This is a genomic window from Acinetobacter lwoffii, assembly GCF_024129355.1.
In the GTDB taxonomy this organism is placed as follows: domain Bacteria; phylum Pseudomonadota; class Gammaproteobacteria; order Pseudomonadales; family Moraxellaceae; genus Acinetobacter; species Acinetobacter lwoffii_I.
Window position 1 is genome coordinate 1 of sequence record NZ_JAMXXP010000015.1, and the last position, 14,259, is coordinate 14,259.

The following is a 14,259-nucleotide window of genomic DNA, read 5'->3' on the forward strand; positions in this document are numbered from 1 at the left end:
ACGACACAAACGGACAAATCGTTTAAGTTGTTTTCAATTGCAAGTTGACGGATTTTGATCGCAGCAGAAAGACCCGCAGGGCCTGCGCCTATGATGACGACGTCAAACTCCATCGATTCTCTTGTTATATCTTCCATAATATAAAATCCAATTTCGCTATACGATATTTATAGCATTATCTAAATCGGTTATGAAGCTTATTTTTGATCTTTTTATTTGGAATAGGAATTTATCTTTTTTAAATCTTATCTATTTCGCAGCATTAAAAAGGTTTGCTGAGAATTCTGGATAAAGGAAGAAGATGTGTAGATTGGGTATTCAATAAAAGAGCGACTTAATGTCGCTCTGATAATTAATTTTTTATATGTTATTGAGATTCATTGCAATATTATTCACCATGTGAATCAGACGCGGTCCAATTTCATTTTCCAGTTTTTCCTGATTTAACAGATAACTTGGGGCACCACAGTTAAACGTTAATATCCCATGTTTGGGGTGAACCAACGGAACTGCCACGGAATTCACATCCTTAGCCCAGTCACCTAAAGACAGACAGTAGCCATAATCCTGATAATCACGGATTGCACGTTCCAGATTACGCTTGATGGTTGGCCACTGATCTTCGTTTCTTTTCTTGATGGCATCAAATAAATATTCGCGTTCCTTCACATCCATCGCTGCCAGACAGGCCCGTCCCATGGCACTGCTATGAATCGGTAAAGTCGAACCGACAGGGCGGCGCATGGTTAGCGTCGATTCTGTATGTACCACTTCCAGATAAATCATGCTCAAACGGTCACGGGTAGCCATTGCCACAGGGGCTTGGGAATAACGGGACATTTCTTCCATAAACGGATAAGCCTGAGTCCGTGCAGAAATATTACTCAAAGCTGCATAGCCTAAAGCCAATACGCCAACATCCAATAGATATTTCGTGGTATTTGGCAGTTGTTTTAAATAACCTAAAGAAACCAGGGTGCTGGTAATACGCGCTACAGTCGGCTTGGGCAAGTTGGTTAATTGTGCAATTTCCTGATTACCAAGCAATTGATTGGTCGCTGAAAAGCAACGCAAGATTTCCAATCCACGCGCAATAGACGCAATAAATTGAGGATTATTTTCTCTATGAATATGTGAAATCGGATCTAAACGGATTTCATCAAAGTTGGGAATTTCACCAGTTTTATTTTTTGTCATGGTCAGGGCAATTAAAGTTAAATTAATGAATATGATAGCAACATAATTTCACGATACAAAATAAAACACTTCTACAAAAGATAAAATATAGGAAAAAGTGCCGAAATTATTTGTGGTCGAAAAGAATCCTGTTACCCAACTTTGAAGACAATATAAAATCATCTAGTTTTTGAGGTTTAATACGTAGCCAACACATTTAAAAAGTTTCGATTTCTCCGAAAGAGTCAGTGATCGATAAATATTACAGCAAGAAAAAAGGTTTAATTATCTATTCAAAAAAACTGATAAATAAAACAATCATCCATCAAAATATTTCGTATCGTGAAATTAAATCTTAAACATAAATCAACTGGAATACCAGAAAAATTTCATTTTTTAGTTAAAACATAAAATTTTTAATAATTCTACTTGCTCAAAATGATTTTATATGATTATTTATTTCGTAATACGAAACAAAAATAAGGGTAAAGGAATTTACCTAAATTATATCCATGGAGATTCATATGATTCGTGATCCGGAAATGCTAGACCAACTTCTGTCAACGATTCGCGATTTTGTAAAAAATGAACTGGTGCCTCTTGAGCATGAAGTAGAAGAGAACAACGCCATTCCTGAACATATTGTGGAACAGATGAAAGAGCTGGGCTTGTTTGGCCTGACGATTCCAGAAGAATATGGCGGTTTAGGCATTACCATGGAAGAAGAAATTCTGGTGGCGATGGAGTTAGGTCATACATCGGCTGCCTTCCGCTCTTTAATTGGTACTAACAATGGAATCGGTTCAAGCGGCATCATTATCGACGGTACAGAAGAACAAAAACAGAAATATTTACCGCGTTATGCAACGGGCGAAATTATTGGTTCATTCTGTTTGACTGAACCAGATTCCGGCTCAGACGCTGCTGCTTTAAAAACCAGTGCAGTCAAAGACGGCGATTATTATATTTTAAACGGAACTAAACGCTTCATCACCAATGCGCCACGCGCCACGACATTTACCGTGATGGCACGTACCAATCAAGAGATTAAAGGTGCGAGCGGTATTTCAGCATTTCTAGTTGAAGCAGGTACACCTGGTTTAAGCCTAGGTAAAATTGACAAGAAAATGGGCCAACATGGTTCCTATACCTGTGATGTAATTTTTGATAACTGTAAAGTGCATAAAGATCAGCTGATTGGCGGTGTAGAAGGGATCGGCTTTAAAACAGCAATGCGCGTTCTGGATAAGGGCCGTCTGCACATTGCTGGTTATAGCGTCGGTATGGCAGAGCGTATGCTGGAAGACGCACTTAACTATGCAGTGGAGCGCAAACAGTTTGGTCAGCCCATTGCGAATTTCCAGCTGATCCAGGGTATGTTGGCAGACTCCAAAGCCGAGATTTATGCAGCCAAATGTATGGTTCTGGATGCTGCGCGTCTACGTGATGCTGGCCAAAATGTTACGACTGAAGCCTCTTGTGCCAAAATGTTTGCAACTGAAATGTGTGGTCGAGTTGCTGATCGCTGTTTGCAGATTCATGGCGGAGCGGGTTATATCAGTGAATATTCAATTGAACGTTTCTACCGTGATGTGCGTTTGTTCCGTTTATATGAAGGAACGACTCAGATTCAACAAATTATTATTGCACGTGAAATGATTAAACAGGCAACCGCCTAATCTCATAATTTTAAAATAAGGAAATATTAAAATGACGACAAAAATTAGATTTGATTGGCAAGACCCGTTTTTAATCGAACAGCAACTGACGTCAGAAGAGCGCATGATCCGCGATGCAGCGGCAGCGTACTGTCAAGACAAACTGATGCCGCGTGTACTGGAACAATTCCGCCATGAAAAAACCGATCCTGCTATTTTCCGTGAGATGGGTGAACTTGGTCTGCTAGGCCCAACCATTCCAGAACAGTACGGTGGTGCAGGTTTAAATTATGTCAGTTATGGTCTGATTGCCCGTGAAGTTGAACGTGTCGATTCAGGTTATCGCTCAATGGCCAGCGTACAAAGCTCTCTGGTGATGGTACCCATTAATGAATTTGGTTCTGAAGAGCAAAAGCAGAAGTATTTACCAAAATTAGCAACCGGTGAATATATTGGTTGCTTCGGCTTGACCGAGCCGGATCATGGTTCGGATCCGGGCAGCATGATTAGCCGTGCTAAAAAAGTCGAGGGTGGTTACCGTTTAACTGGCGCAAAAATGTGGATTACCAATAGTCCGATTGCCGATGTATTTGTAGTTTGGGCCAAAGAAGTTTCTGCCGAAGGTAATATCGGTGACATTCGTGGCTTTATTTTAGAAAAAGGCTGGGAAGGGCTTTCTGCTCCAACGATTCACGGCAAGGTGGGTCTACGTGCCTCAATCACCGGTGAAATTGTAATGGATAACGTCTTTGTTCCAGAAGAAAATGCATTTCCGGAAGTTCGCGGTTTAAAAGGACCTTTTACCTGCTTGAATAGTGCACGTTACGGGATTGCCTGGGGTGCCATGGGAGCTGCAGAGTTCTGCTGGCATACCGCACATCAATACACCATGGACCGTAAACAGTTTGGTCGACCACTCGCTGCGAATCAGCTGATCCAGAAGAAACTGGCAGATATGCAAACTGAAATTGCACTCGGTTTGCAGGTGGCTTTACGTTTTGGCCGCATGAAGGATGAAGGCATTGCTTCAGTTGAAGGTACATCACTGATCAAGCGCAACAACTGCGGCAAGGCACTGGATATTGCCCGTTTGGCCCGTGACATGATGGGTGGAAATGGCATTAGCGATGAATTCGGTGTAGCCCGTCATCTGGTTAATCTGGAAGTGGTAAATACCTATGAAGGTACCCATGATGTACATGCCCTGATTTTAGGTCGTGCACAAACCGGAATTGCAGCCTTTTGCAACTAAACCTGACATCAACTTCTAGCCAGCATTGCTGGCTAGATTGTTTTACGGGTTTAAGAATTGTGCTTAATCACATCATTCAATGTATTGCTACGTGATTTCTGCAGAGAAAATTTATCAAGAACTTTGAAAATCATTTTATACCACCTTGCTAAAGCGTGGTAATGATCAGCGAATATTCTATATTTCACCTAAATAATTAAGTGAAATATGCGTTTTAAAAAGGCACAGGAGTGCCGAAAAGTAGAAAGAGCATTATGGATACGATCAGTTCACAACAACACCCAGTGGAAGGTGGAAACGAACCCAAGCAAAGAGTCTGGATTCTGGCCTTTATTTTCTCATTTTTAGCATTATTGGTTGATGGTGCTGATATTGCGTTATTAGCCTACAGTCTGACCAGTCTGAAACAAGAGTTTTCATTAAGTAATATGCAGGCCGGTGCCTTAGGGAGCTGGACGCTTGCAGGCATGGCTATCGGCGGTTTTTTTGGTGGCTGGGCTTGTGACCGTTTTGGCCGGGTTCGTGTGATCGTCATTGCCATTGCATTATTTTCTTCATTAACCTTCTGGTTAGGATTCGTAGAAAGTTATGATCAGTTCAAATGGCTGCGCTTTACATCTGCGATTGGACTAGGTGCTCTATATATTGCCTGTAACACACTCATGGCAGAGTATGTACCCACCAAATATCGCTCTACAGTATTGGCAACGCTTATGACTGGCTGGACTTTAGGCTCGGTGGTCGCAACTGTTCTGGCTGGATGGCTATTGCCTGAATTTGGCTGGCGATACCTCTATTATATTGCCATTATTCCAATTGTACTGGCCTTCGCGATGTACTTCTTGGTGCCTGAGCCGAAAGCTTGGTTAGATGCGCGTAAAGCACGCCTGGATGCAAAAGCCAGTGGTATTCTGCAGGAAAAACCAAAAAATACTTTTAAAATGATTTTTGAAGATGCACTTAGCCGTCGCATGTTTATCCTCTGGTCCTTCAGTACCGCATTTTTACAGTTTGGATATTATGGAGTCAGCAACTGGCTACCGGCGTATTTAGAGACTGATCTGGGAATCAAGTTTAAAGAAATGACCATGTATATGATCGGGACTTTCCTGATCATGATGTGTACCAAAGTTATTGCTGGTTTTATCGCTGACCGGATTGGCCGTCGTGCGGTATTTGCTTTCGGCACTATGGGTACTGCAATTTTTATCCCTGTGATTGTCTTTGGTAATACGCCGGATAATATCCTCTGGCTGATGTTATTTTTCGGTTTTCTCTATGGTATTCCATACGGTATTAATGCGACTTACATGACAGAAAGCTTCTCCACCAAAGTGCGTGGAACAGCCGTGGGCGGTGCCTATAACGTGGGCCGACTGGGTGCGGTGTTTGCACCTCTTACCATTGGCTATTTTGCTCAAGGAGGTTCAATTGGTACAGGCTTACTGATTATGGGCATTGCCTATTTTCTTTGTGGCCTGATTCCCGCTTTCTTTATTAAAGACCGCTTATTTGATCCGCAAAAGGCAGATTAATCTGCAATTGCAATATAGATAGAACATGCTAGGAAGCAATATGATGAATAAAATCACGCAGGATATCGAGACAGTACTCAAGAAAATTCCTGATGGTGCACACATTATGACCAGTGGTTTTGGTCTGGCAGGTCAGCCGGTAGAGTTAATTGAAGCATTAATTGACTTGGGTCCTAGAGACTTAACCATTATTAACAACAATGCTGCTTCCGGAGATCGTGGGTTAACCAATCTGCTGTTGTCCGGACTGGTCAAAAAAATGATCTGTTCATTCCCGCGGGCCAATAACTCAACCGTCTTTGAAGACCTGTATAAGGCAGGGAAAGTTGAACTGGAACTGGTACCGCAAGGTAATCTGGCCTGTCGTATTCAGGCAGCGGGTGCAGGCTTAGGAGCTGTTTTTACTCCAACCGGTTTTGGTACCAAAATTGCTGAAGGTAAAGAAACCCGAAATATCAATGGAAAAGATTATGTGCTCGAATATCCGATTCACGCTGATTATGCCTTTGTGTATGCTAATCAGGCAGATCAGTGGGGCAACTTAACCTACCGTAAGGCAGCACGGAATTTTGGTCCGATCATGGCCAAAGCAGCAAAAACCACCATTGCTCAAGTTCATCAGATTGTGGAATTGGGAGAGCTTGATCCAGAGATCATCGTAACACCAGGAATTTTTGTACAGCATGTGGTCAAGGTTGGAGATATTAAATGATGAATATTCAAAAACGTAGCCGTGAACAGATTGTGGCTAAAGTTGCACAAGACATTCCAGCTGGCTCTTTTGTGAATTTGGGTATTGGTTTACCGACACGCGTGGCTGGTTATTTAAAATCTGAACAAGGAGTAATCTTACACTCGGAAAATGGCGTTTTAGGTTTTGCTGCATTGAATGATCCTGACCAGGCGGATGATGACCTGATTAACGCCGGTAAAGAACTCGTAAGCATGTTGCAAGGTGGCAGTTTTATGAATTCTGCGGACTCTTTCGATATCATGCGGGGCGGGCATCTGGATATCTGTATCATGGGTGCTTTTCAGGTGGCTATTAATGGTGATCTGGCGAACTGGCATACCGGTAATGCTGATGCTGTACCTGCTGTAGGCGGTGCAATGGATCTGGCAGTGGGTGCTCGCTGTGTCTATGTTTGCATGGAACATGTGACCAAAAATGGTGAAGCAAAAATTGTTGAAGAACTGACTTATCCTCTAACAGGTAAACATTGTGTCAACCGTATTTATACTGATTTGTGTGTGATTGAATTAAAAGACCGACAAGCTCAGGTTCTTGAAATAGTGGATGGCTTAAGCTTTGAAGAATTACAACAGCAGACAGGCTGTAAATTAGTGGACAGTCGTCAACAAGCAGCCTAAAAATAAGTCCGCAATATTCTGATTAAGTAAAAGTATAGTTTTAGATCACAGCTTCGGCTGTGATTTTTAAATTTTAGAATTATTATCAAATACACGTAATATTGACCATATTTCCGTATTTTAAAGATATAAATACAAACTTTTGCTAATGATTATTTTAATAATAAGTCTAAAATGTTAACAAGCTAAGGAAGGTGATAGTCTGAATGAATAATAATTGTGATGATCAAGAAATTTTTCATATTTTTAATCTGATTGGTCGCCATACTGAACTTAAGCCTATCCTCGATGTCATTAGCCAGTGGCTTGAATCGCGCATTCCAGATGCGCTTGTCACCATTATGCTCTATCAGGATGACACCCAAACTTTAAATGTTATAAGTGGCAAACAGCACTTTTCAAAAGAGTACTGTAATGCTATTCAAGATTTGAAAATTGGGCCAAATCAAGGATCGTGTGGCGTAGCTGCTTTCTTACGTCAGTTGGTCATTAGTCCGAATTTAATGAAAGACCCAAACTGGCAGTCTTACCGTGCTTTGGTAAATGCAGAAAAATTGTCTAGCTGCTGGTCTATGCCGATTATTAATGCTTCAGATATTTTGTACGGAACGTTTGCCACTTATTATCGAACACCGAAAATACCGACTGAACATCATATTCAGCTTTTACAGCAAGCGGCAAAATTAGTTGCTCTCGCAATTGAGCTTGATCAGGAACGTCAAAAAAGACATGAGCTTAATGAAAAATACAGCTCATTTTATACCTATCATCCAGATATCATTTTTGAACTTGACCTACAGGGACATGTGCTTAATACCAATATTGCTTGCGAAGAAATTACAGGTTTTTCTAAAGCGCAAATTCATGGTCAGCACTATTGTGCCTTCATACCGCCCGAATTCCATGAACTTGCTAACGTTTCATTTTCAGAAGCGGCGCAAGGTAAATCTCAACATTATGAACTTCCAATTTATAATGTTGCAGGCGATATCTTATGGCTGGATCTGACCAATTTACCGATTATCCAAAATCAGAAAGTCACCGGCATTATTGGCATTGCCCGAGATATTACTGTATCGCGTGAAAACAAGGAGGATCTGCGCTTATTAAAACGGGGAGTAGAAGCCAGTCCGAATAGTCTTTTTATTACCGATGTTTCAGAAGAAAGGTTAATCGTGTATGTGAACCCGGCTTTTCTAAAGCTCACCGGTTATACAGCAGCAGAAGTACTAGGGCAAAGCTGCTTTTTCTTACAGGGTCCAGATACTGATCCGGATCAGATTGCATTACTCAAGCAAGCGGTCAAAGAACAAAAAGAAATTCAGGTGACTATAAAAAGTTACTGTAAAGATGGTAGCTGGTTCTGGAATCGTTTAACCATAGGTCCTATTTTTGACCAGACAGGAACCTGCACCCATTTTTTGGGGATTCAGGAAGATATTACCCAGCAACGTATTCACGAAGAATATATTCAGCATCAGCATACCCATGACCATTTAACCGGTTTACCGAACCAGTATGCATTCAAACAGATTCTGGAAAATATTTTTGAAGCACAGCACGAGAGCTCACAACCTTTAGTCTTGCTGTATATAGATCTGGATGATTTTAAAAATATAAATGACAGCTTAGGTCATCTGGTCGGTGACCAGATTCTCAAAAGTGTGGGCGAGCGGCTACAAAAATTTGTTCAAGGCAATAATGTGCTATGCCGCTTCGCTGAAGATGAATTCATTTTGCTGCTCTCAGGGACAGATGAGCACACTGAGGTCGAGGTGATTGCTGGAGAAATTCTTGATCTTCTTTCCATGCTGTTTATCGTCGATCAGTACAAAATACATTTAAGTGCCAGTATTGGTATTGTGGCAGATGACAGTTCGATCCATCATTCTTCTGAATTGATTTATCAGTCTGTTTTGGCAATGCAGGAAGCCAAAAGACAAGGTCGTAATATGTGGCAGTGGTATGAAAAAACCAGAATGCAGCCTGTCGCAGAAATAGACTATACGAATCTGCGTCTGGAACTCATGGAAGCGATCAATCAGGAAAATTTTGACCTGTTCTATCAGCCGTTGATTCATCCTGAAACTGGGCTGGTGACAGGCGTAGAAGCTTTAATCCGCTGGTGCCATCCGCAGCAGGGTTATATTTCCCCAGCGATTTTTATTCCGCTTGCAGAAAGAACCGGGCAGATTATTAGTGTAGGTCAATGGGTGCTAGAAAAGGCCTGTTTAGATATTGGCGAGTGGAACAAGACACACAATAGCCAGATCACAGTATCGGTGAATATTTCTCCTTTGCAATTCCGTAGAGCAGGCTTTTTGCAGGTGCTTGAACATGCGCTTGAACTCAGTCAATTACCGCCGGAATTACTTAAAATTGAAATTACGGAAGGTGTCATCATTAATGGCGCAGATCGAACCATAGAAATTTTGAAAGCGGTGCGTGCTTTAGGTGTACAGGTTGCCATTGATGATTTTGGTACAGGTTATTCGAGTCTCAGTTATCTGCGTCGCTTGCCGATTAATCAAATCAAGTTAGACCGTAGTTTTATTGAAGAGCTGACCCTCGATGGTCAGGATGCTGCAATTGTGCAATCGATTATTCACTTGGCACATCAGCTGGATTTGGAAGTTGTCGCGGAAGGGGTCGAAACTTTAAGTCAGGCCAGTTTGCTCTATCAACAGGGTTGTGATCTGCTACAAGGCTTCTTTTATGCAAAACCTGCGCCTTTAACTGAATTGAAGCCTGTTTATCTCGCAATGGAAAATAGTAAATTGAATTAACTCTAAAAAGTTAAGATATCAATATTTTCAACCGTTCTTCATGTAGAAAGGAAATGGCAAACAGACTTCAAGAATTTTCCTATTTTATGAGCGTATCGGTTCTATAATGTATGCTCAGCATAGAAAGTGGGATAAAAAATAAGATTTTTAACCCTCAAAGGTTTTTGACATTATTTATGGCTCAGGCTGAATATTGGCTAAATTTCTTTCTTGGTTCAGATCATAATAATTAATTATAAAGATCAATAGGGCAAAAATAAAACCTAAAATGACGCAGGCAGACCAGCCATAGCTTTTCCATAAATGCAGCGATAAAAATGCTCCCAGACCGGCACCTGAAAAATAACAGGTCATATAGATGGCATTAATCCGCGAGCGAGCCTGCATTGAAATTCGATAGACCAGATTCTGGTTCAAGACATGCAAACAGGAAATTCCGAAATAAGCCAGAATCAAGCCCAGGATATAAATCCATAAATAATTCTGGGCAAAGAATAAGGGAATCCAGGCTAGAATCAGTCCGCATGTGGCTAGGTGCGCAATCCATTTTTCCCGATGCCTACCAATCATTTTACCGGTCCACTGAGAGGACCAGATGCCGACCACCCCCACAATACCCATGAGACCAATCTGGAAATCATTAAAATGATAAGGTGCTTCAGCCAGAATAAAAGTCATGGTAGTAAAGATAATACTCAGCATGCCAAAGCCCAAGCCGCCGATCATACTACGCCTGATCAGCATGGGTTCTGTGCGTGCAAAGGTAAATAGTGAGCGATAAATTTGCAATATATTCATCTGCAACTGGCTCTTAGCGCTTGGTAACTGGAACCACATGGCCAGACTCAGCAGAAGAATTGCACAACCACTAAACAAGTACACCGCATGCCAGGACCATAAAGTAGAAATCAGTCCGGCCACGGTACGGGCAAACAGAATACCCACCAGAACACCACTCATGAGTAGGCCAACGACTTCGGCACTTTTATCACGCTGCGACAGGCTGGCGGCAAAAGGAATCAGAATCTGGGTGGTGATCGAACAAAAAGAGGCGAGCAGGGTAAAGCCATACAACATATGCAGATTGGTACTGGCTGAAAGCCCAATAAGCGCCAATCCGGTACAGAACATCAAACTGCAGATATACAACCGTTTTTCGAACAAGTCACCCAAAGGGACAAACAAAAATAATCCGGTGGCATAGCCAATCTGGGTCAGTACTACAGTCCAGCCAGACTGAGCCACACTGATCTGCAGATCCTCTGCAATAGAATAAATCAAGGGCTGGTTAAAATAGTTACAACCTGCGCAGAGTGCGCAGGTCATTGCCATCATGAACATGAAACGGCGTGAAATTTGCCCTTGGGCTGACATCCTTGTCTCCTGAGGCTTTAAAAACTATAGTTGGCAGAGAGGTTGATACGCGAAATATCTGCTTCCTTATTGTCAAAGGTTTCACGCTTGCCATGATGATATTCTGCACCCAAATTAATCTTTGGAACAGGAGAATAGATCACGTTAGCCACATAGTCGGTTAAGCGCTTATTGGTTTCCGGATTGGCTTTGGCATAATCGCTAGAATCATCAAAATCAACCACGCTGGCATTAATACTACTACGTAGTTTCGGCGTAAATTTATGCGTGAAGCCAATATTTATACTATTGAACTCATTCAATAAAAGTTCATTATTGATTGGATCGACTGAATAATCGCCACCCCAGGCAGCACCATCGGTTGTTGAACCTTGAGTCAAGAAAGCTGCAATACGCTGATCACCGACCATATGGAAATAGTTCCCCTGAATTGAGTTTTGATCATCTAAACGGTAACGTCCACCAACGCCCACACCCCAGCCAACTTTTTCAATATCACCTGTATCTGTTTGCGCTTGCTTTTGATTGACAAAGCCTTGAGCTAATAAATGAAGAGGGCCTGATTGATGAACATATTTAGTGCTTAAGGCAGGTAAGGCAGAAGAACGATCGCCACCGACCATGTACTCCAGACCGACATTCCAGGTATTTTCCGGATCAAGTTTGAAAGCATAGCTCACCTGAGGTGTACGTAAGACTGATCCACCCAGGAACAAGCTGTAGTCGACAGCTTCAGTGCTAATCTCTGGTGTTGACATCAATGACCAGGCCTGACCAAACGTCCAGTTATAGTATTTTAAGTGTGCATGACGGATACGTAATCCACCATCGCCTTTACCATTGTTGGTCCAGAAGTCGGCTTCTAAACGAGCAGAAACATTCGGATTGCCTCCTAGATCTTTGGCCAGGAAACCAATCCGGCTGGCAGCCGCAGTAAAATCGGAACGTACAGAATCCGGTTCAGTAAAAGGTACTTTATTAATCTGGTTAATGGTACGGCCACGGGCTTCAGTAGTACTTTTGAAATCGACTGCACCATCAAAGCGGATCAAGCCATAAACATCGACATTATCTACCATTGAACTCAGCGTTTTAGAGTCTTGCGCTTTGGCTTGTTCCTGCTGGTTCTTTAATGCAAGTTGCGCGGCTTTTTGTTGTTCTAGTTCTGCCTGGATTTGCTTTAACTGTGACTCAAGAAATTGCATACGGTCTTCAGAAGCTTCTGCTGAAAATGCCTGTGCTGAAGCAATACCACATAATGTCGCTAAAACTATTTTTTTCATTTCTTAATCCCTAAAGAAATTTTTAATCCTGAATGAAAGGAGACCTTTCTATACTGACGTGTTGTAAATATTTGAAGTGAGGAAGGCAGCGATTTGACCTGCCTTCCGAAGTAGGGTTTATTCTGCTTTTTGCGGATCGTATAAACGGTCTTTAATAAACAGGGCAGGAATCAAACCGCATAGGAAATATGCTGCACCCATTACCAACAGACCTGTACCGATCGAACCATGCATCGCCAGATAACCAATCGTAATTGGCGCAAAGATTGCACCGATACGACCAATATTGAATGCACCGCCCACCGCTGTACCACGAACACCAGTCGGGAAACTTTCGGTTAGATAGGTTGCATTGATGGCATATGGAATACCGTACAGGAAGCCGAAGATTAGCATCAGTACGCCAATGTTATCGGCATTATGCATATACACCACGACAGGGATAAATAGCGCTGTTCCCATGGTGCCGAAAGCAAACACAATACGGCGACCAATTTTATCAGCAACATAACCTGCAATGATTTTGGCAAAAATCATGGTGATGAATGTACCCACCATATACAGTGCCATTTCTTTAAACTTAATGCCTAATTCAGCTTCAAGATAACTTGGCAACCAGTTACTTACACCGAAATAACCGAATAGCAAGAAACCAGAGCTGAATGACCATAAGATAAACATTCTGCCATGGGTTTTGTCTTTAAGAATGGTGATATATGGATTGCCTTTTTTCGCATCGTTATCCACGATCTGACCAGTTCTTTTCATTTCACGGACACGTTTCCATGATTCTGGCTCTGGCACCATAAAGTGCATCAGGATACCCAAAGCTAATGGAGCAATTGTGATCCAGTACAGCATACGCCAGCCGAACTCAGGAATAATCCAGCCTGAAATCATGGTAATCACCAATGAACCTAAAGTGAAACCAGTCATCAATGTTGCCAGTACAGTAGTACGGTATTTGGTCGGTACGTATTCTGACATCAGGGTATTACAGGCAATATATAAACAGCCTAAACCCAAGCAAGAAAGAGTACGTAAAATTGCAAATTCAGTATAAGACTGAGCAAAACCTGAGTAGGCTGACAAGATCGAGAAGGCGATGGTGGCCAGTACAATGACGCGGACACGTCCAAATTTGTCGCATGCCCATCCACCAATAAAACCTCCTATCCCCATACCCAAAAGAGAATAACTTCCTAAAGCACCCGCCTGTACAGAAGTTAGTCCCCATTCAGCTTTCAGACTGGTCAGGCTGAAAGCCAGAATCCCGATATCTGCACCGTCACAGAGCAAAATCAGAAAAGCAAAGACAAAAGCCGTCATCCATAGACGTTTTGGCGCCTGTTTGATGGTATCCGTGGAGGAGACATCGGTTTTATTGTCTCCTGTTACGATGGTATCGCTTGTCATTCTTATATCCTCTATATATTAAAAGTAGCATTTCCTCTGCTACCGCTAAATCCATTTTTCTTCCTCACGGAAACATAGTTTTCCTGATTTAACAGACTTGCTCCTGAACGCTACAGCCGCTGTATTTATTATCAGGCTACATTCGATTTTTCACTTTATTACGCTAAATCAAAATCATCTCATTGCTGGAAAATTTGATTTCGTAAATTAATTTTAAGTTCTGCCTTATGGTGATTATTCATTTAAATGGATAATCAGATTGCATTTAAAATATTTAATTCCGTATTGCGAAATCAATTAATCACAAAATAACCATCTAAACAAGAGTTTTTACTCTATTTTTAGTAAAAAATAACTTTTTTGAATTCTGGAGTTAAAAATCCTTGATTTATAGCTTGAGAAACCTTA

Annotated in this window: 11 protein-coding genes; 6 read left to right on the forward strand and 5 right to left on the reverse strand. The window is 41.7% G+C overall.

Annotated features, from left to right (window positions below; translation table 11 throughout):
• Both NI468_RS08950 and NI468_RS08955 read right to left on the reverse strand, forming a co-directional pair.
• Positions 1 to 137 (reverse strand): FAD-dependent oxidoreductase (locus tag NI468_RS08950; protein ID WP_253101485.1); only part of this gene is annotated, 137 nt, incomplete at its 3' end.
• 223 nt (positions 138 to 360) lie between these two features.
• Positions 361 to 1,197 carry an IclR family transcriptional regulator gene (locus NI468_RS08955; RefSeq protein ID WP_004280319.1) on the reverse strand — a complete coding sequence of 279 codons (837 nt, stop codon included), beginning with the start codon at positions 1,195 to 1,197 and terminating at the stop codon, positions 361 to 363.
• 503 nt (positions 1,198 to 1,700) lie between these two features.
• Here NI468_RS08955 and NI468_RS08960 point away from each other — a divergent pair.
• From NI468_RS08960 to NI468_RS08985, 6 genes are all read left to right on the forward strand, one after another.
• Positions 1,701 to 2,855 carry an acyl-CoA dehydrogenase family protein gene (locus NI468_RS08960; protein WP_004280318.1) on the forward strand — a complete coding sequence of 385 codons (1,155 nt, stop codon included), beginning with the start codon at positions 1,701 to 1,703 and terminating at the stop codon, positions 2,853 to 2,855.
• A gap of 31 nt (positions 2,856 to 2,886) precedes the next feature.
• Positions 2,887 to 4,086, forward strand: coding sequence for an acyl-CoA dehydrogenase (locus NI468_RS08965; protein WP_004646973.1), 1,200 nt, complete (start codon positions 2,887 to 2,889; stop codon positions 4,084 to 4,086).
• Between the two features lie 254 nt (positions 4,087 to 4,340).
• Positions 4,341 to 5,621, forward strand: a complete 1,281-nt coding sequence (locus NI468_RS08970) for an MFS transporter (RefSeq protein ID WP_004646972.1) — start codon at positions 4,341 to 4,343, stop codon at positions 5,619 to 5,621.
• A gap of 40 nt (positions 5,622 to 5,661) precedes the next feature.
• Positions 5,662 to 6,333 carry a 3-oxoacid CoA-transferase subunit A gene (locus NI468_RS08975; protein ID WP_253101396.1) on the forward strand — a complete coding sequence of 224 codons (672 nt, stop codon included), beginning with the start codon at positions 5,662 to 5,664 and terminating at the stop codon, positions 6,331 to 6,333.
• The gene (locus NI468_RS08980; protein WP_253101488.1) at positions 6,333 to 6,992 is read left to right on the forward strand and encodes a 3-oxoacid CoA-transferase subunit B; all 660 of its coding nucleotides are present in this window, start codon (positions 6,333 to 6,335) and stop codon (positions 6,990 to 6,992) included. The genes NI468_RS08975 and NI468_RS08980 overlap by 1 nt, the downstream gene beginning before the upstream one ends.
• Before the next feature lie 206 nt (positions 6,993 to 7,198).
• Complete coding sequence (locus NI468_RS08985; protein ID WP_253101399.1) at positions 7,199 to 9,778, forward strand: bifunctional diguanylate cyclase/phosphodiesterase; 2,580 nt, start codon at positions 7,199 to 7,201, stop codon at positions 9,776 to 9,778.
• Positions 9,779 to 9,952: 174 nt separating this feature from the next.
• Here the strand turns inward: NI468_RS08985 and NI468_RS08990 are convergent, their stop codons facing one another.
• From NI468_RS08990 to NI468_RS09000, 3 genes are all read right to left on the reverse strand, one after another.
• Entirely contained in the window at positions 9,953 to 11,152 is a 1,200-nt protein-coding gene (locus NI468_RS08990) for an MFS transporter (RefSeq protein ID WP_180038872.1), read from the reverse strand.
• Between the two features lie 17 nt (positions 11,153 to 11,169).
• Entirely contained in the window at positions 11,170 to 12,435 is a 1,266-nt protein-coding gene (locus tag NI468_RS08995) for a DcaP family trimeric outer membrane transporter (protein ID WP_253101401.1), read from the reverse strand.
• A gap of 117 nt (positions 12,436 to 12,552) precedes the next feature.
• Positions 12,553 to 13,851 carry an MFS transporter gene (locus NI468_RS09000; RefSeq protein WP_253101403.1) on the reverse strand — a complete coding sequence of 433 codons (1,299 nt, stop codon included), beginning with the start codon at positions 13,849 to 13,851 and terminating at the stop codon, positions 12,553 to 12,555.
• Positions 13,852 to 14,259: the final 408 nt, after the last annotated feature.